We start from the raw sequence: 21,869 nt of genomic DNA on the forward strand, positions 1-21,869 counted from the left end.
TTGACTCGAAAATTAGAGAATACCTTGTATGTAACCAATGAGGAGGCTTATTTAAGAAAAAGACAGGATATTATTTTAGTCTTTATTGATGATGAAGAAGTGCTTAGAGTTCCTGGTTTGCATTTAGGTGGTATAGTTTTATTAGGTAGAGCGGGAATTAGTTATCAAGCCTTAGATTGGTGTGCCAGAAATGATGTAACGGTAACCAGGCTTGATCGGAATGGACGTTTTATAGGTAATTGGATTGGCCCTGTTTCTGGAAATGTTAAATTGAGAGTTGATCAATATAAAAAACTGGATAAAGAAGAACAAGTTCTAGGACTAAGTATTGATTTTTTAAAAGGCAAAATTTTTAATTGTCGTTCTAACTTGCTTCGTTCAGCTAGAGATATAGATGATGTAGAAAAAGAGGAGTTACTTAGGAAAAATTCTTCCCAATTACAAAAGTTAATTAATTTGCTTGATGGTGGAGAAAGTTTAGAAGAAATTAGAGGATTTGAAGGTAGAGCTGCTAAAGTATATTTTTCATCGTTTAATGCTATGATTCTTGATAAAAGCTCTTCTTTTGAGTTTACTGGCAGGAAAAAGCGTCCTCCACGGGATAATGTTAATGCTATGTTATCATATCTTTATGTACTATTATGCCATGACTGTAGATCAGGATTAGAAGGAGTGGGGCTTGATCCTCAAGTTGGCTATCTTCATGCTATTAGGCCTGGTAAACCAGCATTAGCTCTTGATTTAATGGAAGAATTACGTCCAATTTTAGTAGAAAGATCTGTTATTACATTGATTAATCGTGAACAAGTAAAGGAGAAAGATTTTAATAAAAAACCTGGTGGAGCAATTGAAATGACAGAGGAATGTCGCAAAACTATAATTAAGCATTATCAACAGAAGAAATTAGAAGAAGTCTATCATCCTGTTTTAGAGAAAAAGGTTCCTTATGGTCTGATACCCCATATTCAAGCTAGATTTTTAGCGAGAGCAATAAGGGGAGATATTGATTATTACCCAGCATTTTTATATCAATAAAGTGAGGTTATTTTATGTTATTTGTTTTAACTTATGATGTGTGTACTGAAGATAAAGCTGGTAGAAGAAGATTGCGTAAAATAGCTAAAGCTTGTGAGAATTATGGACAAAGAGTACAAAAATCTGTTTTTGAATTTCAATTAGATAAGAAAAAGTATTTTTTATTAAAGAAGGAAATAATGAAGATAATGAATAAAAAAGAAGATAGTATCAGGATATATAGGATAGTTGAGCCAAAAGAGCAGTATGTTGAAGAATATGGTAACTTTGAAGCGATTGATTATGAGAATGATACTTTAATGGTATAGGTTGCGAAGGTGTGGTGTTTGAAAATATCAAGTATTTTCGCAAAAAGCTTATAATTATTAGCAATTCAATATTTCGAAGGGGGGAGATTAATTTGAAAAATTTTATTTTGGGAGGTGATGAAAGGAATTTCGCAATTTGGGTCTTAAGAATGGTTGATATGTTGGGCAAGAAATTAGGTGCTGTTGCACCCAGCCTAACCGCTGGGTGAGGATTGAAACGTATAGTCTGCCATCAGTCGGCAGTATCTCCCTTATGTTGCACCCAGCCTAACCGCTGGGTGAGGATTGAAACAGATGACCCTGATGGTAAGTTAGAAAGTATAGAATGTTGCACCCAGCCTAACCGCTGGGTGAGGATTGAAACCGCTATAAAACTGAATGTATATTTATTATTTGAGGTTGCACCCAGCCTAACCGCTGGGTGAGGATTGAAACAATAAAAAGGAGTGGTTAAATTATGAATAAGTTTATGTTGCACCCAGCCTAACCGCTGGGTGAGGATTGAAACAACTACTAAACTTCTTAACTTTCCCCAATTGAGGTTGCACCCAGCCTAACCGCTGGGTGAGGATTGAAACCATCCCTGCTAACCTTCCCAGATTAGCAAGAATTGTTGCACCCAGCCTAACCGCTGGGTGAGGATTGAAACAGTAGAAATGATAAAGATTATGATAATGGTGTGTGTTGCACCCAGCCTAACCGCTGGGTGAGGATTGAAACGAGCACTTGGAATCAATATTATTTGCGCAGCTAGTTGCACCCAGCCTAACCGCTGGGTGAGGATTGAAACAGGAATCACCATAAGAGGCGAAATTAAGCGCGAAGTTGCACCCAGCCTAACCGCTGGGTGAGGATTGAAACAGATTGTGACGATGTACGAAAATGGAGATGGTGCGTTGCACCCAGCCTAACCGCTGGGTGAGGATTGAAACTATTTTAACTGACCTCCAACAATGGCAATATATTTTGTTGCACCCAGCCTAACCGCTGGGTGAGGATTGAAACTTCTACTGTCTCTAATTTCTTAATTAAGTTAGTCAGTTGCACCCAGCCTAACCGCTGGGTGAGGATTGAAACAATAAAAGGAGATGAATAAAAATGACTAAATTTAGTTGCACCCAGCCTAACCGCTGGGTGAGGATTGAAACTTCATACCTTGTCAAAAATCAGAGAGGGGGGGAGTTGCACCCAGCCTAACCGCTGGGTGAGGATTGAAACTACTGTTTCCACGCTAAAGTTTGCTCTTATATCTGTTGCACCCAGCCTAACCGCTGGGTGAGGATTGAAACATATCCTGAATTAACGTGAATATCTAATATGTCGTTGCACCCAGCCTAACCGCTGGGTGAGGATTGAAATCATGTGGAAAGCGAAACTGATTTGACAGACGATGTTGCACCCAGCCTAACCGCTGGGTGAGGATTGAAACAGTCAAGGTGCTAATGTAGGTGGGGTGGCTGAGCAGTTGCACCCAGCTTAACCGCTGGGTGAGGATTGAAACATGAAGGTAAAGTCACAGTTATAGAAAAGTTAGGTTGCACCCAGCTTAACCGCTGGGTGAGGATTGAGGTTCCCTCATTAAATTAGACACATAGTGTAGTGGTTTTGCTCTCGTTTTCGTACTCTTCCGGACTTTTATAGTCTAGAGTTGAATGTAAGCGAATTCTGATATAGAAAATTTCTATGTATTCAAGTATATTTTGCTTAGCTTGATGCTTAGTTTGATACTTATTTTTGATAATTTAATTAGTACTTAGGATAGTTTTTGTTTATTTTCGTTTTAAAATCCTGCCATAATCCTGCCAAAAAGGCTGATAAAGAGTGATAATGTATAAAAATCAGCATTGTAGTGATTGCTCCTGAACCTTGTTATAGCGGGGAGTATGGGGAACTATGATAAAATATAAAAAGGCACTATAGGGACTCCAAATCCAGGTGCTGCGGGTTCAAATCCTGCCACCCGTGCCATTTATATTACTGATATATCAGAGGTTGAGAGGGTTTTTAGATTTTAAGCGGGAAAGGGATTTGAACTGAATCCTGCCATAATTATGCTATTTACATAAAAATTTATATAGTTGTTCAATTTCTGTATTGTAGGCCATATTATCTTATCTGATAATATGGTATTTTTTATGAGGTTGAAAAAATCTCTAAAATGACTATAGCTAAAAGAATTTTGAATGTTTATCTATAAATTTAGCTTAATTTGTTTTTTAGTAGTTGCTTTGATAATATAGATGATAGCGCTGAATATATAATATAAAAATTTCCCCTAAAGAAAGGAGTAAGTAAATGTTATCTAAAAAATATATTGTTTTAATAATAGTAGCAGTATTACTAATATTAGTTTCAGTGATGGGAGTTAACTTTTTACCAGCTATGTATTATGAAAGTAATCTAGAGGGTGCGGGAACAGCAGCAGATCCGTTTATTATTAATGATTTCGAGGATCTGGAGAAATTATCAAGTAAGCATTTCTGGAGTCAAGATTATAAGTTGGAGGCTCATTATAAATTAGGTGCTGATATAGATGCCAGTGTAACTAGAAATAATTATAATGAAGGAAAGGGTTGGAAGCCTATAGCTTCACAGGAAGATAAGTTTGTAGGAGAGTTTGATGGTAATGGATATAAGATAAAGAACCTTTATATTAACAGAAAGGATGAGGATCACATAGGTTTATTTGCTTCCAGTACGGGAGTGATTAAAGATTTAGAGCTGGTTAATGTTGAGATTGAAGGTGGTAATTCGGTAGGGGGATTGATTGGCAGTAGCAGAATACCCTCTAGTAGTGCGGAAGAAGAGTGGAAGATAGTTAATTCAGCTGTGGAAGGAACGGTCAAGGGAAAAGATCTTGTAGGAGGTCTGGCCGGGAATATTGATCATTATGGTCTAGTAAAGGATTCACATTTCAGTGGTAGTGTTACTGGACAAGGAGTAGGAGGATTAGTTTATTATAATGAAGGTGTAATATATAATTCATACTTCGAAGGTCAGGTTAAGGGTAATAATAGTTGGACAGTAGGGGGATTGGCTAATGCTAATAGTGGCTTAATAGAAGCTTGTTATACTTTAGGTAAGATCAGCGGTGAGAATGAAGTGGGAGGTTTAGTTGGTAATAATCGTTATTTAATAGTAGATTCATATAGTAAAATGGATGTTCAGGGAGAAGAGAGAGTAGGAGGCTTAGTTGGATTTAATGAGTCTGGGAGTCTGTCTGGTTCTTATGCTCAGGGGGAAGTTAGAGGTAAGAATAAGGTAGGCGGTCTGGTTGGCTATGGTATGTCTTATGGATCTGCTGAGTCTTCAAAAATATCAGCTTCATCTGCTGAAAATGCTAAAGCAGGAGTTATCGGTGAAGATAAGGTGGGAGGTCTGATAGGTCATAGCGAAGGGATGAAAATAAAAAATTCCTTTGCTAAAAGAGATGTGCAAGGTAAAGAGTTTGTAGGAGGATTAGCAGGCGGCAACGAAAAGGGGAAGATTCTAGATTCTTATGCTGAAGGTAGTGTTAGTGGTCAATACTTTACTGGTGGTTTAGTTGGTGGTGATCAGGAGGGGTTAATTAAGAACTCTTATGCTACAGGTAGTACATCTGGGGATGAGTATGCAGGTGGATTAATCGGCACTAATGCCTACGGAACGGTTAAAGAGTCCTATGCTACAGGTAAGGTTACTGGCTATAATTGTGTAGGAGGCTTAGCAGGGATTAATGGCGGTGATATAAGGGATAGTCATGCTAAAGGAGATGTTGATGGTGTTGAGTTAGCCGGGGGATTAGTAGGTTATAATAATGAAGGACTGATAGATGCTTCCCATGCTTTGGGAGATGTTGATAGTATTGAATTATCTGGAGGATTGGTGGGGCATAATGATGAGGGTTCGATCAAAGACTCTTATGCCCAGAGTACTGTTAAAGGAAGAGAGAGAATTGGAGGATTAGTAGGTAAGAGTACTGGCAGAATAGAAGATTCTTTTGTTTCAGGGGAAGTATTTGGTCTTCAAGAGAGCGGCAGAATTGATCAGCAAATGGGTGGTTTAGTAGGCTATAATGGCGATGAAATAGAGTCTTCTTATGCTGAAACTGATACTGTAGGAGATGAAAAAGTGGGAGGACTTGTTGGTTATAATCATGGGGGAAGAGTAAAGTATTCATACGCTAAAGGAACCCTCCAGGGCAAAGAAGAAGTGGGAGGATTAGTTGCTAATAATACTCATGAGAGACTAGAGACGCATGTTGCTCGTGCCATGATAAGACTATCCTATTCTAGAGTTGATGTAGAGGGGGAACGGAAAGTAGGAGGAGTGGCTGGAACTACTTCTTACTATGTTAGTATTACCCAATCTTATAGTAGTGGTAGAGTTAGAGGAGAGGATAAAGTAGCTGGTTTAATTGCGGTAGATGAGATGGAGGCTCATCCGCATCATAACTGTTATTGGGCATTAGATAGGACTGAAGAGCGTAATGCTCCTAATATAGAAAATGTTATTGCTACAAGTACTGAAAAAATGAAGAGGAAAGAAACTTATGAAGATTGGGACTTTGATTCTGTCTGGACTATTGATGAAGGGAGAAGTTTTCCTTATTTTCAATGGGAAAATAGCAACTAAATTATTTGGCAGAGAATATAAAAGTCTTTTCTAACAGGAAGTTAATTTAAGTAAATTGATGCTGAAGGACTTTTAATCAAGTCTAAACTAGTATATAATTAATTAGATTATAAATAATGGCTAACCATTTTAATTTGCTAATAGATTAAATTTTAAGAAGGATGAATAGATTATGGGTTGAGGGTATAATTTCTCTCAGCCTTTTTTAATTTAATAGAGGAAGACTGTTATTAAGGTTAGGTGGGTTAAAACTACTATGGAATCTTATTTAATTGAAGAAGAGATTACTACTACTCGGTTTTTAAAAAATATTATTGTTTTAGCCGGGCCCGCAATTATAGAGATGCTTTTGAATACTGTATTGGGATTAGCAGATACTATTATGGTAGGCAGGGGAATTGGAGCTGCTGGTTTAGCGGCCGTTAATTTAGCTAATCAGATTGCTTTTCCGATTGTCTTTATTTTTTCAGCCTTTAATATTGGTACTACAGCTATTGTTTCTCGTTACTTTGGGGCCCGGTGTGATAGTAGAGCCCAAAGGACAGCTAGCCAGTCTTATATGTTAAATGTTATTGTAGGTCTATTTTTAACTGTCTTGATCTTTTCAACTTATGAACAACTGCTTAGTCTATTTCCAGCTGAAGCTGAAGTAGTGAAGATAACCATGGAGTATTTAGAGATTATAATCTTTAGTCAATTTTTTATGTTGATTACTATTTCTTTAAGTAGTTCCTTTCGCGGGGCAGGTGATACCACTACTCCAATGCTGATTAATGGTACTATTAATCTACTTAATATTCTTGGTAATTGGCTGTTGATTTTCGGGATCGGTTTTTTTCCTGAATGGGGGATTCGGGGAGCAGCTATTGCTACTACTTTATCTAGGATTATCGGTGCCCTAGTCTTCACTATCATTGCTGCCCGAGGTAATAAAAAGATTAGCTTAATCTATAGATGGTTTAAGATTAATTTTAAACAGATTAAAAAGATTTGGCGTATTAGCTGGTCGGCAGCCCTAGAACAGTTGATTATGCAGAGCTCTATGGTGATTTTGAATTACTTAACTTTGAAGTTAGGTACTATCGATTATTCTGCTTATAATATCATAGTTAGATTAGAATCTATTTCTTTTATGCCTATTTTTGGGATTTCTATTGCTACGACTACTTTGGTAGGTCAATACTTAGGAGCGCAGGATCAGCAAAATGCTTTAAAAAGCGGTAATCTATCGGCTCTTTTAGGAATAGGACTATCTTTTTTATTAGGGATTTTATTTATTCTCTTTCCTGGGTTTTTAGCTGGAATTTTTATTAATGATCCGGAGGTAGTTAGTTCTACAGTACTGCCTTTGAGATTGGCAGGTATCCAGCAGATTCCTATTGCAGTAATGATTATCTATTCCGGTGCTTTGCGAGGGGCTGGCGATACTTTGCGAGTGATGTGGATTACTATCATTCGCATGTGGGGTTTAGCAATTCCGATTACCTATTTTGTAGTTAATTATACAGATACCGCCTTGCTAGGAATCTTCATTGGTCAAAATATCACTTTTGCTGTAGCAGCTTTGATCTTTTATCTTTATTTTAGGACGGAAAAGTGGGCCCGGATAGAAATATAATGCTGATTTGGTCTTGCTTGACAAAGTTCAGCTTTTCTGTTAAACTTAGATGTGGTTTTAGGAGCCGATTAACTTAAGGAAGGGGGGGAGAAATATGGATGAGGATTTATGTGACTTTAGCAATAAAATTGTTAAAGTAGGAGTCAATTTTATTACTAAAGTTACATTACTTTCATTGGTGAAAGTTAGACTTTTAGAATAACTGTCTAAATTAGGAGGGATAAAAATGAAGGATAAAAAGAAATCTAAAAACTTTATACTATTACTAAAGAAGTACTTAAAGAATGAAAAGAAAGAAGAGTTAAATGATTTAATTGAAGAGATGCATTATAGTGATTTAGCCGATATAATTAGAAGCTTTGAGATAGACATTCAGTTACGTTTTTTTAAATTAGTGGTTAGTCAACACTCAGCACAGATTTTAATGGAGCTAGATCAAGGAATTAGACGGGAGATAATAAATAGCTTGAAATTGGAAGAGCTAACCGATTTCTTTGAAGAGCTTCCTTTAGATGATAAATTGGAGATGCTTAATAACTTAGATGATCAATATCGAGAAAAAGTATTGAACTCCTTAGAGGATAAAGAAGAAATTCTTAAATTTTTAAACTTTGATCCTGATTCTACAGCTAATCGAATGAGCAGCGAATTTATTAAGGTCCCTGCGGAGAGCACTGTAGAAGAAGTAATTGAAATGATTCGTCGACAGGGTGAATCTGCAGAGATAATTTACTATATTTATGTAGTTGATGAGCAGGCTAAGCTAAAAGGAGTACTTTCTTTAAGAGAGTTACTTTTAGCTGATCATAAAAGCAAAATAACTGGAATTATGAATACTAAGGTGATTTCTATTGAACCCGGTTCTGACCAGGAAAGAGCAGCTCATTTGATGGCTAAGTACGATTTAATCTCTTTACCGGTGGTGGATTTAGATAATCATATCTTAGGTATAATTACTATCGATGATATAGTTGATGTTATTCACGAAGAAGGAACTGAGGATATATTTAAAAAGTCAGGAATTACTCAATTTGAACAGCAGGAGACTGACTTTAGCAGTAACTTAGTCTACGGGAGTGTAGCTAAGGTAGTTAAAACTAGAATGCCTTGGTTATTATTTGTATTATTAGGGGGCTTATTTGCTGGAGGAGTAATAGAAGCCTTTGAAGAAACTTTAGAGTCCATTGTTGCTTTAGCCTTCTTTATTCCGGTAATTATGGATATGGGAGGTAATGTAGGTACGCAGTCTTCTACTATTTTTGTGCGGGGTGTGGTTTTAGGCCATATTGATATTAAAGACTTCACTAAGTATTTCGTTAAAGAGCTTGCTACTGGGGCCTCTATAGGCTTGATTAGTGCTCTTGCTTTAGGAATTAGTACTTATTTTTGGCAACAGGAGCTATTATTATCTTTAACGACTTCCTTAGCGTTGTTTTTTACTATTATTCTAGCTTCCGCTTTGGGATTTGTTATCCCTTGGCTCTTAATTAAGCTTGGTTTTGATTCAGCTTCTGCTTCAGATCCTTTGATTACTACCCTTAAGGATATTACCGGTTTATTGATTTATTTCGGGATAGCTAATTTATTAATGGGACATCTATTATAAGCAAATATTTGGCGATGAAGCTCGCCGTGATATCTATAGATATCAGAACCGCCGTATAGGCTGATGGCTTCTACTCTGCATAGGGGTAGGAGCCATTTTTATTTTAATAAATTTGAGGAGGGGGATAGATTATGTTATATAGTATTGTTTTAATTTTAACTGTAGGCTTGATACTGGGCTTTGTATTTAGTAGGTTCAGGCTGCCGGGGTTATTGGGGATGCTTTTGGCGGGAATTTTATTAGGGCCCTCGGGCTTTGATCTCTTAGCTGAAAGCATGTTGGATATTTCTCAGGATATTCGAGAATTAGCTTTAATTATTATTCTGTTGCGGGCTGGCTTAGGAATTAGCAAGGAGACTTTAAAAAGGATTGGTAATACAGCATTGAAATTAAGTTTTATTCCGGTGATATTTGAAGGTGCTGCCGTAACTCTTTTAGCTCGATATATCTTTGCTTTTTCCTGGCTACAGGCTGCTATTTTGGCCTTTATTATAGCTGCTGTTTCTCCGGCAGTAGTAGTGCCTTCTATGTTAAAGTTGAAGCAGGCTCAGTACGGTAAAGAAAAGGAGATTCCTACTTTGGTTTTAGCTAGTGCCTCTATTGATGATGTTTTTGCTATTACTATGTTCAGCATATTTATGGGGATCTTTAGGAGTGGGGAAGTAGCGGTAGCAGCTAACTTGAGCCAAATTCCTATTAAAATTATAGGCGGAATTGCTTTAGGAGCTATTTTAGGCTATCTCTTAGTTAAGTTTTTTAATAGATATACAAAGTTAAACTTAACTTATCAGACTTTAGCTTTGCTGATTGCAGCTATTTTTGCTAATGTATTAGGAGACTATTTAGGTTTGGCTAGCTTATTAGCAGTGATGACTATCGGTTATTTGCTGTTGGAGAAAAGTAAAGGATTGGCTGAGGATCTGTCGGCGGTATTGAATAAGCTCTGGATTCCAGCGGAGGTCTTTCTTTTTGTTTTGATTGGAGCAGCAGTGCAGATTGAAGTTGCTTATCAGGCTGGACTGTTAGGGGTACTGTTAATTGCTGGTGGTTTAGTATTTCGTAGTTGTGGGGTGTTGATAGCTACGGCAGGTAGTTATCTTAACTTCAAAGAACGAATCTTTGTTTTGATTTCCTATTTGCCTAAGGCTACAGTTCAGGCAGCTATTGGAGCTGTGCCTTTAGCAGCAGGAGTGGCAGATGGTGAACTGATCTTAGCTTTAGCAGTAATGTCGATTATCTTAACTGCTCCTTTAGGAGCTATAGGGATTGAGCTTTTTGCGCCTAAGCTATTAACGGTTCCTGAATCTACTCCATTAGAGCAGAAATAGAGTTCTTTTATAGAAATTTATAAATAAACCCCGGTTAATAATTTTTTAAATTACACTAACCGGGGTAACATAAGTAATCTTTTTAGCTTAGAAAACCGAAAATTACTCTTCTTCTTCGTATATAGCTTCTATAGGACATACTTCAGCGCAGTTACCACAGTCTACACATTCTTCTTCGTCTACATCGTACTTCTCTTCTCCTTCTACAATTGCTTCTACTGGGCATTCCTGTAAACATTCTGCGCAAGCCACACATTCATCATTAATAACGTGAGTCATTCTTATATTCAGCTCCTTTCTTTAATATATGTTAATATTAATACAGCTTTTCCTAATTATAATAACATGTTAAACTGTTTAAGTCAATATAATTAGAATAAAATTTACTTGAATTCACTATAATAACATATTAATTTATTTGAGTCAACCTTCCATTGTGATTTTGTTTAAGAAAGGAGGCCACTGTTTAAAATTTCAGTAGTTAAACGCTGCATTAACTGTTGCTCTGCCATTTCTCGTAATGGACTCCAGTCTTGATTGATTATTGCATTAATAGAGCCCATAGGTATTCCGGTTTGAATGGAGATAGCTTCCATTAATCTTAACTTACCGGTAGTCTGCAAATGATTCCAATCGGTGTTCAATACTGCTTCAGCTTCTGAGTAACTTAAGCCTTGCTCAACTAGTGCTTCTTTTAATTGTGATTTTAATTTAGGTTCTAGCATTTGAAAGTTACCTTGAGATAAAGCAGCGATTTCATCGGGAGCTAAGATTCCATTAGTCATTGTACTTAACTCTGTTTTTAATTCTTCTTCTATTTTAGGGATAGCAGCTTCAAAATTACCTTTAGATAGTTCAATTATATCTTCAGTATCAAGTAACCCTTGAGTTAGGTTGCTGACTTCGGTGATTATATCATCTTGAGTGATTACTCCGTAAGCTTTTAAATATTTGATTTCATCTTGAGAGTCTAGGATAAGATGTACTTGATCTCCATTTTGTAAAGTATCTAACTCAATTATCTGGTTATTTCTACCTAATAAAGCATCAGGCTTTAAGTCTAAAATCATACTTTGACCGGTATTAGTGGCAACTCTGATTTTTTTTGCTAAAGAATATTTTTCTGTTAAACTACCTGAGACTACTTTTAAATTAGCAAATTCATTTAAAATTGTGGCTATTTCAGCTCTAGTAACGTAATTATCTGGCTTAAAGTTATCACCTGAGTAATCAGTAAAGAGTCCTAATTTGCTAATTAAGTTAATTGAGTTTTTAGCTGAATGTCTTACTATATCTTGATAAATATTTTCTCTTAACCTTATTTTAGTTTCAGTTCTGTCTATTTCTAAAGCTCTACTGAGGATTTCAGCTAATTGGGCCCTAGTAACTTCATTATTGGGCTTGAATTTATCTTCTGCTAGAGTAGACATAATATCTGCTTCTACTAGCGCCGTTATATATTCAGCCTGTTCGTGACCTTTAAGATCTTCAATTTCAATGTTGCTTACTCCCTCTAAGTCCATAAGTTTTGCTAAGCTGGCAGCAAGCTCTCCCCGTTTGATTAAAGCATCGGGTTTAAACTCATCAGCAGAGTAATTGCTAAGAACATTGGTGCTTAATAGCTTATTGATTTCTGTTACTGCTTGATGCGTGCTAATATCAGTAGCTTGATTAGCATCTACTAAAGGTAAATTGATTCCTACAATGAATGTGATTACTAAGATTAAACAGATAATGCTTTTCTTCATTTAAATTACTCCTTCCGTTTGGGTGGTAACATTTGCCTTGATATGGTATTAAGTTGCATGTTGTATTCAATTAGAATTCTATCATAAGTTATTTATAATATCTACTTTAGAGGTGATGTAAGTTTTGATAACAGAGGCAAATTTTAAATTATTACTTTGATTTAACAGGGATTATTAAGTTTTTAAGGAAATATTAAAAGAGGTTGTATTGGGAATAATAAACTACTATAGATTAACAGTGGATAAGTTAAAAGGAAGGGATAATTATGGGAGATAATAAAGATTTATTTTTACTGGATGGTAATAGTCTACTTCACCGAGCATTTTATGCTTTGCCTGAAAGCTTAGAGACTTCTCAGGGACAGTGTACTAATGCAGTTTTTGGCTTTACTAAGATGTTATTGCGTTTGATAGAGGAACAAGATCCAAATGCTTTAGCCGTAGCTTTTGATTTGAAGGGCCCGACTTTTCGTCACGAGGAGTATCAGCAATATAAGGCCCAGCGAAAGGAAACGCCTGATAAGTTAAAACCTCAGTTTGCAATGGTTAAAGAGGTCTTAGCTGCCTTTAAGATTCCAGTATTGGAGTTGGAGGGCTATGAAGCTGACGATATTATTGGTACCTTAGCCCGAGTTGGTGAGAAAGAAGGTTATGCGGTGACCATTGTTACTGGAGATCGTGATGCTTTACAGCTAGTTACGGAGCAGACGGAAATAATGTATACTAAACGAGGGATTAGCAATATAATTAATTATGACTTAGCAGCGGTACGAGAGGAGTATGAGTTAGAGCCGCAGCAGTTAATAGATCTTAAGGGCTTGATGGGCGATAAGTCCGATAATATCCCCGGTGTGGATGGAATTGGGATTAAAACGGCAACTAAGCTGTTACATGAGTTTGATAGTTTAGAGGAAGTTTTAGCTAATATAGATCAGGTTTCGGGTAAGAAGCGCAAGGAAAATTTGACTAAGCAGGCGGAGCAAGCGCGGATGAGCAAAAGCTTAGCTAGAATTGAGCTTGAAGTGCCTCTGGACTATGATTTGCAGAACTTCACCTTAACTGAGCCCGATCAAGAGCAGTTAATTGAGGTTTTGGGTAAGCTAGAATTTAATAGTCTCTTACAGGAGTTAGGTGGCTATGAAACTTTGAGTTTTAGTGATCAGGGCCAGTTAATCACTGAGTTAACAGAAGTGGAGGATTTGGTGACTAAGTTAAAACAGGTAGCTAAGTTTAGCTTTAACTTTAACTTCAGTAATACTGAACTATATCGACAGGAGGTAGAGGGCTTAGCTATAGCATGTAGTGCTGAAGAAGCTTATTACCTGGATTTTAATGAGTTAGCTACCACTAAAGTTTTAGCACTTTTAAAGGAGTGCTTTAAGCAGGAAGAAATTGCTAAGCTTTCTCCGGGAGCTAAGGAAAATGTACTCTTTTTAAAAGAGTCGGGAATAGAGTTGGCTGGCTTGAGTTTTGATCCTCTGTTAGCTGATTACTTGCTTCAACCTTCAGCTAAAGAGTATAGTTTAGCTGAATTGGTGCAGACTCATTTACAGCATGAGTTAGCGGAAGATTATTCTTTAGTTCAAGAAGAGACTGCGGCTGTGCGAGTACTTTTTGAATTAGAGGAGATTTTGGAGGAAGAGTTGGTTCAGCGGGATTTATTGGAGCTGTTTAAGGAAATGGAAGTACCTTTAGTAGCTATTTTAGCTGAATTAGAGTTAAATGGAATTATGGTAGATCGCCTAGAGCTGGAGAGATTATCTGCTGCTTTGGCCGAAAAATTGGAGGAGATTTCAGAGCAGGTTTATGAACTAGCAGATGAGGAGTTTAATCTTAACTCTCCTCAGCAACTAGGGGATATTTTATTTGAAAAATTAGGTTTGCCGGTGATCAAGAAGACTAAGACTGGTTATTCTACTAGTGCTTCTGTTTTAGAAAAATTAAAAGATCAACATGAAATTATACCTCTAGTTTTAGAGTATAGAGAGTATCAAAAGTTGAAGTCTACCTATGTAGACCCCCTAGCTGATTTGATTAATCCTCAGACTCAGCGAATACATAGCTCCTTTAATCAGTTAGTGACGGCTACAGGTAGATTGAGTAGTACAGATCCTAACTTGCAAAATATTCCGATTCGTACTGAGGCAGGGAGGGAGATTCGAAAGGTCTTTGTAGCTGAAGAAGGACATCAATTATTAGCAGCCGACTACTCACAGATAGAACTAAGGGTTTTGGCTCACATTTCCGGAGATGAGAGTTTAATTCAAACCTTTATTGAAGAAGAAGATGTTCATACTAGAACAGCTAGCGAGGTCTTTGGGGTAGCGCCAGCAGAGGTAAGTTATCAACAGCGGCGCAGAGCTAAGGCCATCAATTTTGGAATTGCCTATGGTATAAGTCCTTGGGGTTTAGCAAAAGATATTGATGTAAGCCAAAAAGAAGCTGAGGACTATATAAATCAGTACTTTGAGCGTTATCCGCGAGTAAAAGACTATATGGATCAAAGCATAGAACAGGCTAAGGAAGAGGGTTATGTAACTACTTTACTTAATCGGCGTCGTTACTTGCCTGAAATTAAAAGCAGTAATTACCATCGCCGTAGCTTTGCTGAAAGGATGGCTGTTAATACTCCAATTCAGGGTAGCGCAGCCGATATTATGAAATTGGCTATGTTAGCTGTAGCTGAAGAGTTAAAGCAAGAACAGTTGCAGACCAAGATTTTATTACAGGTTCATGATGAGTTAGTTTTTGAAGTGCCTAAGTCAGAGTTAGGAGAAGTTGAAGAGATGATTAAGGCTAAAATGGAGGGAGTAATAGATTTAGCTACTCCCCTAGTGATTGATTTAAAAATAGGTGCTAACTGGCGGGATATGGAAGAATTAGCTTTGGAATAAGAGGAGGTTAAGGATAATGTTAAGTGAGGAAAAAATAGATAAGGTGTTAAAGGCAGCTTTGGATAAAGGGGGAGAGTTTGCGGAACTCTTTGCTGAGAAAAAGGTTAATAATTATTTAAGTATGGAAGATGCTAAAATAGAAAGGGTTAAGACTGGTTATGACTTAGGAGTAGGAATCAGGGTTATTAATGGTGAGCAGGTTTCTTATGCCTATACCGATGAACTTAGTTTGGAGAATCTTTTAGAGACAGCGCGAGTAGCTGGAGCGGCCAGCAAGTATCAGCCAGGGCATAGTCTTAATAATCTACAGAGAGAAAGACAGGAGTTAAGGCATAAAATTGATATTGAGCCGCACGGAATAGAAAAGTTCAAGAAACGAGAACTTTTGGAGGCGGCTAATGAGAGTGCCCGGGCCGTAGATGAACGGATTCGTCAGGTGGCAGTCAACTATTTGGACTATGAACAGGAGGTACTGATTGCTAATTCTCGCGGTTTATTAGTTGAGGATAAAAGAATCAGAACAAGATTTATGGTTAATGCTGTGGCTGGCCAAGGAGAAATTATTCAGACCGGTCGCGAAACTATCGGTCAGCATGCTGGTTTTGAACTTTTTGAGCAGTATCAGCCAGCCGAATTAGGAAGGCTAGCAGCTCAGAAGGCGGTGACTATGTTAGAAGCTAGACCGGCTCCTTCGGCTAAACTGCCGGTAGTGGTGAATAACGGTTTTGGGGGAGTTTTATTTCACGAAGCCTGTGGTCACGGCTTAGAAGCCGATGCTATCCAGAAAAACTCCTCAGTCTATACGGGGCGGATAGGAGAACAGGTAGCTACCGATAAGGTAACAGCTATTGATGATGCTACGGTTAGTAATGAATGGGGTTCTTCAGTAGTCGATGATGAGGGAGCGCCGGCTCAGGAAACGGTATTGATTAAAGATGGAGAGTTAACAGATTATATGCATAGCTTAAAGACGGCCCGGAAGGCAGAACGAGAATCCACGGGAAATGGACGTCGTCAGTCCTATCGCCATCCGCCTTTACCGCGAATGAGTAATACCTTTATTGCTGCTGGAGACTCCACTCCGGAAGAGATAATCGGCAGTGTAGATAAAGGACTCTATGCTAAAAGTCTTAGTGGAGGTCAGGTAGATCCAGCTACTGGTGACTATACCTTTACAGTAGCCGAGGGTTACTTAATTGAAAAAGGTGAAGTGACGGAAGCTGTACGCGGGGCTACCTTAGTGGGTAACGGCCCGGAAAGTTTACACCGAATTTCTATGGTAGGGAATGATTTAGAGCATGCGCCGGGAATGTGTGGCAAAGATGGTCAGAGCGTGCCAGCAGCCGTAGGTCAGCCTACTCTGTTAATAGATGAAGTCACTGTAGGCGGTACAGAAAGGGAAGGTGAATAGATATGTTAGCTAAGTTGGATTTAAAGCAGATAATTACTCAAGGACAGGAGTTAGGAGCAGCAGAGGTAGAGTTATTTTATCAGGAATCCAAGGAAAATGAACTAGAAATCTATGAAGGCGAAGTCGAATCCTTAAACTCAGCTCATACCAAAGGTTTAGGAATTAGGGTTTTCAAAGATAATCAGATGGGCTTTGCTTATACTTCTCAGTTTGAGCAGGATGAATTGGAAAGAACTCTCAAGGAAGCTATAGCTAATGCTCAAGTAGCTAGTACAGATGAATATCGAACTTTACCAGAGTTGAGCAGTGAAGTTAAGCAGTTAGATTTATATAATGACCAGTTAGCAGCTACTCCAATAGAGGATAAGATTAATCTAGCCCTAGAGATGGAAGAGGTAGCTTTGGACTATGATCAGCGAGTGGATTCGGTAAATAAAGTAGGTTATGGAGATAACGAAGTACAGGTGCGCTTAGTTAATTCTAAGGGTTTTGATGAAAGTTATCGTCATAATTACTGCTATGCTTATCTATATGTAATTGCTCGTCAAGATGAAGATATAGAAACGGGAACGGCCGTTACTTATGGTGACTGCTTAGCCGAATTAACTCCTCAGCAAACAGGCGTTAAAGCAGCTGAAGATGCTGTTAGTTTATTAGGAGGGGAGCAGGTGGAGTCACAGGAAGCACCAGTTGTTTTGCCACCTAAGGTAGGTAGTATGTTTATGTATGTCTTAGCTCAGACTTTGACTGCGGAAGCAGTGCAAAAAGGACGTTCTGTTTTTGCAGAAAAATTGGGAGAAAGTATAGCTGCTGAACAGGTGAATATTATTGATAATGGTTTATTGGAGGAAGGATTGCTTACGGCTCCTTTTGATGGCGAAGGTGTAGCCTGTAGTGAAACTGAGTTAATTAAGAATGGGGTTTTAAAGAACTTTATTTACGATACTTATACGGCTAATCAGGCTGAAGCTGAGTCTACCGGCAATGCTAGTCGCGGCTCTTATCAAGGGATTCCTAGTGTAGCTCCTAGTAACTTTTATTTAGCACCTGGAGAGCAGACTGCTGAGCAGGTGATAGATTCTGTAGAAGAAGGATTTTACGTGATGAAGGTTTCGGGTCTGGTAACTGGAGGAGCTAATCCTATTTCTGGTGAATTTTCGGTAGGAGCTACTGGGCGCTGGATTAAAGATGGAGAGCTAACTAAGCCGGTGCGGGAAGTGACTATTGCTGGTAATTTGATAGACTTCTTACAGGATATTGATTTATTAGCTGATGATTTAGAGTTTAATCCGATGATTGGAGCTTATGCTACCCCTACTTTTAGAGTTAAAAAATTAGCGATTAGCGGTTATTAATTGTAGTATCCCTTCACAAATTGTTTGTTATTGAGTATAATATTAATTGAGCAATATTGTTATAAAGTTCAGATGATAAAGGACAGATGATAGAGGATAGATAAAGTTCAAAAAATTAAAACCTTTTTGACACAGCGCCCCGTAGGAAGTGCCCTTGGGGTGACTAAGTTCTGACAAAAATCTGACAAAACCTTAAAAATTTTAAATGATTTTTTGAACTTATATTTTAATGTTTAGTCAGAACTTAGTCAGATTTTAGTCTGTGTCAAATAGATCTTGAACTTTATTTTTTGATCTTAATTTATCCTTTATCCTCTATCATCTATCCTCTGAAACAATAGAACGAGTTTGTTTCATTGATGATTATACAAAAAGTGAGGAGATACTAATGAAGCTTGAATCTAGATATAATCAAGGTCAGCGAGCAGGAATTATAACTCTAATAGCTAATATAGCCTTAGGTATTATAAAAACAGTAGTAGGGGTGCTCTTTAACAGTCAAGCTCTATTTGCTGATGGTTTACATTCGGCTTCGGATGTTATCTCTACAGTGGTGGTAATGGTAGGCAATAAGGTTTCTAGTAAGCCACCTGACGAAGAACATCCCTACGGTCACGGGAAAGCAGAATCTATTGCTACTAAGGTATTAGGAATTATCTTAATTATTGGTGGAGTTACTATTTTAAAGGATAATATTGATACTATGTTAAGTGGAATTACTCAAATTCCAGGGAGCTTAGTACTCTGGACGGCTGCTTTTTCTATAGTGCTTAAAGAGATTATGTATCAGTATGTTTCCAGAGTAGGTGAAAGAATTAACAATAAGGCTTTAATAGCTGATGCTATTCACCATCGGACTGACTGTTTATCTTCTTTTGCTGCGATTTTAGGAGCTGGTGGGGCTATACTAGGCTATCCTATCTTAGATCCCTTAGCTGGAGTTGTAGTAGCTTTACTTATCTTGAAAATGGGTTTTGAGGTTTTTAAGGAAGCAGCTAATGACCTGATGGATGCTGCTCCCGATGAGGAAACTTTTGCTGAAGTTCGGAAGGTTATTATAGAAATAGATAGAGTTTTGGCTATTAAGAGCTTGAAAATTAGGGCCCACGGCCCGAGATTATGTATAGATGTAAGGGTAGTTGTGGATAATCAGTTAACAGTGATCGAAGGACACCGGATAGCAGTTAAGGTTAAAGAAGAAATTTATGCTGAGTGTGATAATATCCAAGAAGTATTAGTCCATATTGATCCAGAAGGAGTTGTAGAAGGAGAATATGTTAATAGTTAATTTTTTAGCTAATATAATATATTTAAAGCAGTGGAGGGATAATAAATGCCAGAACTGCCGGAAGTACAGACTGTAGTAGATACTTTAAGCTCACGAATAATTGGCTTAAAAATCACTGAAGTAGAGGTTAAAGTTGAAAAGTTAATTGCTTTGTCGACAGTAGCTGACTTTAAAGCTGAATTAATAGGTAAGGAAATTAAGGGGGTTAGACGGCGAGGTAAATATATTATTATTGAACTGAGTGATGATAAATACTTAATAGTTCATTTGCGAATGACGGGTCAACTGCTTTATGCTGCTCAAAATTTGGAGTTAGCAAAACATACTCATGTAATTATTAGTTTTGCTAATCAGCATCAACTACGCTTTATTAATAAACGGAAGTTTGGGCGAATATATTTGGTTTCAGACTTTAGTGAAGCAGGTTCTTTAGCTGAGTTGGGCCCTGAGCCTTTGAGCGAAGATTTTACTTTGGATACATTCAAAGCTCTTTTTGAAAATAGAAGAGGGATTATCAAAAATTTGTTACTTAATCAAAAATTTTTAGCCGGCTTGGGGAATATTTATGTAGATGAGGCCCTTTATTTAGCAGGAATTCATCCTCTGCGTAAAGCAGATCAGATAAGCGAAGAGGAGTTAGCTAAGCTGTATCAGGCTATTCGTAAGGTTTTGAAGGATGGGATTAAGCACCGCGGTACCACTAAGTGGGACTATGTGGATGGTAGTGGGCAGGCCGGTGAACATCAAGACTATCTCCAGGTTTACGATAGAAAAGGTAAGAACTGTTATGATTGTGCTGAGCAGATAGAGAAGATTAAAGTTAGTGGAAGAGGTACTTATTTTTGTCCTGAATGTCAATTAAGCTAATTAGTTGCAGACAAGCACGAATCTCTGCTCTCCTCTCATATATTAAATATGAGTAAATTTGAGTAGTTAACTCAGATAGGGAGGGAGCGGGGATGGGAACATTTTCGATGGTAATTTTGGCTTTAGCTGTTAGTTTAGATGGAAGTTTAGCAGGAATTACTTATGGTTTGCGTAAAGTAAAGATACCAAAGCTTTCTTTATTGATTATTAGCTTAACCTCTGCTACTGCTGTTTTAATTTCTATGGTCTTAGGTCAGTTTATAGCTCAATTTCTTTCGCCAGATTTTGCTGAGCTAATAGGCGGGCTAATGTTGGTTTTAATTGGTTCTTGGATCTTTTATCAGTCTTTGCGACAGCTGATGTGGCAGAGAAGCTTAGATTCTGAAATTGAGATTGATAATAACTTAAGTGAGCGAGAACTATTATTTAAATTAAATATCAAATCACTAGGTTTAGCTATTAAGATCTTGCAAGAGCCGATGCAGGCTGATTTAGACCATTCCGGAGTGATTAGTAAGGCTGAGGCTGTATTTTTAGGCTTTGCTTTAGCTTTGGATGCTTTAGGAGCTGGCTTTGGAGCAGCTATGGCCGGTTATTCGCCGTTAATAACTACTATTTTTGTAGGTGTATCTAAGTTTGTTTGTATTTCTTTGGGACTTTATTTAGGGTCTAAGTTTAATTTAGGTGAAAATAACTATAAAGCAACTTTATTACCAGGTTTGCTATTAATTTTATTAGGATTATTTAATATTTTCACTTAAAATAAAGGAAAGCTATTGATTAATAAAGAATTTAGAAATAATATAATTTATAAAGGAGTTATTTAAGTTGATTATTGGTTTAACAGGTGGAATAGCTAGTGGTAAAAGTACGGTAAGCAGGATATTAGCGGAATTAGGAGCAGCAATTATAGATGCCGACCAACTTGCTCGAGAAATTATGGAGCCTTATACTCCAGCTTGGTGGGAGGTTAAAGAAGCCTTTGGAGAAGAGGTGTTTTTGCCTAGTGATGAGTTAGATAGGGAGCGCTTAGCTGAGATTATTTTTAATGATCAGGCTGCTAGAAAAAAATTAGATGAGATAACTCATCCGTGGGTAAGGATTAAAATTAAGCAACGAATTGAGGATTTACAGAGCTCTGGAGAAGAAATAATTGTAGCTGAAGTCCCATTATTAATTGAAGCTGAAATGGTGGATCTATTTACTGAAGTTTGGGTGGTTTATGTAAAGCGCGAGGTGCAAATTAATAGATTAAGAGAACGTGAGGGAATAAGTCGTCAAGCTGCTATTGCTAGAATAGATTCTCAGCTTTCTTTGGAGGAAAAAGTGGACTATGCTCAGCGAGTGATAGTTAACGAAGGTAGTAAAGAGGAGTTGCGCCAGCAGTTGTTGTCTATTTGGAAGGAGATAAATAATGATTAGAGTAGCCTTGATTGCTCATGATGAAAAGAAGGATGATTTAATTAAATTTATCAAAGAAAAGGAAGAAGTATTTAAGGAACTTGATTTAGTTGCTACTGGAACTACGGGAAAATTGATAAATGAAGAGACTGATTTAAATGTGACTCGGATGGCTTCAGGGCCCTTAGGTGGGGACCAACAGATTGGAGCTAAAATCAGTAGAGGAGAGCTTGATGCTATTCTTTTTTTACGGGACCCTTTAACTGCTCAACCTCATGAGCCAGATGTTAGTGCTTTGCTCAGAGTTTGCGATGTACATAATATTCCTTTGGCTACTAATTTGGCTACTGCTAATATGATTCTATCATTTTTGCAGAGGGAGTCCCTTTAAGGAGG

16 protein-coding genes, 1 pseudogene, 1 CRISPR repeat array and 1 riboswitch are annotated in these 21,869 nt (G+C 37.6%); of the genes and pseudogenes, 14 read left to right on the forward strand and 3 right to left on the reverse strand.

Annotated elements, in window-relative coordinates; translation table 11 throughout:
- Together cas1c and cas2 are read left to right on the forward strand one after the other, a co-directional pair.
- Nucleotides 1-1,035, forward strand: a complete 1,035-nt coding sequence (cas1c, locus tag MWH30_RS02925) for a type I-C CRISPR-associated endonuclease Cas1c (protein WP_248662551.1) — start codon at nt 1-3, stop codon at nt 1,033-1,035.
- 14 nt (nt 1,036-1,049) lie between these two features.
- The gene (gene cas2 / locus MWH30_RS02930; protein WP_248662552.1) at nt 1,050-1,343 is read left to right on the forward strand and encodes a CRISPR-associated endonuclease Cas2; all 294 of its coding nucleotides are present in this window, start codon (nt 1,050-1,052) and stop codon (nt 1,341-1,343) included.
- A 182-nt stretch (nt 1,344-1,525) separates the two neighbouring features.
- Nucleotides 1,526-2,914: direct repeats of the CRISPR family, unit length 37 nt; unit sequence GTTGCACCCAGCCTAACCGCTGGGTGAGGATTGAAAC.
- 12 nt (nt 2,915-2,926) lie between these two features.
- Here cas2 and MWH30_RS02935 read toward each other — a convergent pair.
- Nucleotides 2,927-3,070, reverse strand: a pseudogene (locus MWH30_RS02935) (IS3 family transposase); the annotation flags it as partial.
- 568 nt (nt 3,071-3,638) lie between these two features.
- Between MWH30_RS02935 and MWH30_RS02940 the strand changes: the two are divergent.
- From MWH30_RS02940 to MWH30_RS02955, 4 genes are all read left to right on the forward strand, one after another.
- Nucleotides 3,639-5,957, forward strand: coding sequence for a GLUG motif-containing protein (locus MWH30_RS02940; RefSeq protein ID WP_248662553.1), 2,319 nt, complete (start codon nt 3,639-3,641; stop codon nt 5,955-5,957).
- Nucleotides 5,958-6,213: 256 nt separating this feature from the next.
- Complete coding sequence (locus MWH30_RS02945; protein WP_248662554.1) at nt 6,214-7,575, forward strand: MATE family efflux transporter; 1,362 nt, start codon at nt 6,214-6,216, stop codon at nt 7,573-7,575.
- 226 nt (nt 7,576-7,801) lie between these two features.
- Nucleotides 7,802-9,181 carry a magnesium transporter gene (gene mgtE, locus MWH30_RS02950; protein WP_248662555.1) on the forward strand — a complete coding sequence of 460 codons (1,380 nt, stop codon included), beginning with the start codon at nt 7,802-7,804 and terminating at the stop codon, nt 9,179-9,181.
- 1 nt (nt 9,182) lies between these two features.
- Nucleotides 9,183-9,261, forward strand: a riboswitch (Fluoride riboswitch).
- A gap of 51 nt (nt 9,262-9,312) precedes the next feature.
- Nucleotides 9,313-10,509, forward strand: coding sequence for a cation:proton antiporter (locus MWH30_RS02955; protein ID WP_248662556.1), 1,197 nt, complete (start codon nt 9,313-9,315; stop codon nt 10,507-10,509).
- A gap of 102 nt (nt 10,510-10,611) precedes the next feature.
- Here the strand turns inward: MWH30_RS02955 and fdxA are convergent, their stop codons facing one another.
- Entirely contained in the window at nt 10,612-10,788 is a 177-nt protein-coding gene (fdxA, locus tag MWH30_RS02960) for a 4Fe-4S ferredoxin (protein ID WP_248662557.1), read from the reverse strand.
- 167 nt (nt 10,789-10,955) lie between these two features.
- Complete coding sequence (locus MWH30_RS02965) at nt 10,956-12,257, reverse strand: S-layer homology domain-containing protein (protein WP_248662558.1); 1,302 nt, start codon at nt 12,255-12,257, stop codon at nt 10,956-10,958.
- 266 nt (nt 12,258-12,523) lie between these two features.
- Between MWH30_RS02965 and polA the strand changes: the two genes are divergently transcribed.
- The 8 genes from polA to MWH30_RS03005 all read left to right on the forward strand — a co-directional run bounded on the left by polA (nt 12,524) and on the right by MWH30_RS03005 (nt 21,864).
- The gene (gene polA / locus MWH30_RS02970) at nt 12,524-15,151 is read left to right on the forward strand and encodes a DNA polymerase I (protein ID WP_248662559.1); all 2,628 of its coding nucleotides are present in this window, start codon (nt 12,524-12,526) and stop codon (nt 15,149-15,151) included.
- A gap of 16 nt (nt 15,152-15,167) precedes the next feature.
- A complete protein-coding gene (locus tag MWH30_RS02975; protein ID WP_248662560.1) occupies nt 15,168-16,562 on the forward strand; it encodes a TldD/PmbA family protein in 1,395 nt (464 codons plus the stop codon).
- A 2-nt stretch (nt 16,563-16,564) separates the two neighbouring features.
- Nucleotides 16,565-17,917, forward strand: coding sequence for a TldD/PmbA family protein (locus tag MWH30_RS02980; protein ID WP_248662561.1), 1,353 nt, complete (start codon nt 16,565-16,567; stop codon nt 17,915-17,917).
- 388 nt (nt 17,918-18,305) lie between these two features.
- A complete protein-coding gene (locus MWH30_RS02985) occupies nt 18,306-19,205 on the forward strand; it encodes a cation diffusion facilitator family transporter (protein WP_248662562.1) in 900 nt (299 codons plus the stop codon).
- 45 nt (nt 19,206-19,250) lie between these two features.
- Nucleotides 19,251-20,072, forward strand: coding sequence for a bifunctional DNA-formamidopyrimidine glycosylase/DNA-(apurinic or apyrimidinic site) lyase (gene mutM / locus MWH30_RS02990; protein ID WP_248662563.1), 822 nt, complete (start codon nt 19,251-19,253; stop codon nt 20,070-20,072).
- Nucleotides 20,073-20,164: 92 nt separating this feature from the next.
- Nucleotides 20,165-20,833 (forward strand): sporulation membrane protein YtaF, encoded by a 669-nt coding sequence (gene ytaF, locus MWH30_RS02995; protein WP_248662564.1) that lies wholly within the window; start codon nt 20,165-20,167, stop codon nt 20,831-20,833.
- 67 nt (nt 20,834-20,900) lie between these two features.
- A complete protein-coding gene (gene coaE, locus MWH30_RS03000) occupies nt 20,901-21,494 on the forward strand; it encodes a dephospho-CoA kinase (protein ID WP_248662565.1) in 594 nt (197 codons plus the stop codon).
- Nucleotides 21,490-21,864, forward strand: coding sequence for a methylglyoxal synthase (locus MWH30_RS03005; RefSeq protein ID WP_372494119.1), 375 nt, complete (start codon nt 21,490-21,492; stop codon nt 21,862-21,864). The genes coaE and MWH30_RS03005 overlap by 5 nt, the downstream gene beginning before the upstream one ends.
- Nucleotides 21,865-21,869 lie beyond the last annotated feature (5 nt).

This window comes from Fuchsiella alkaliacetigena, from assembly GCF_023227765.1.
GTDB lineage: Bacteria > Bacillota > Halanaerobiia > Halobacteroidales > Acetohalobiaceae > Fuchsiella > Fuchsiella alkaliacetigena.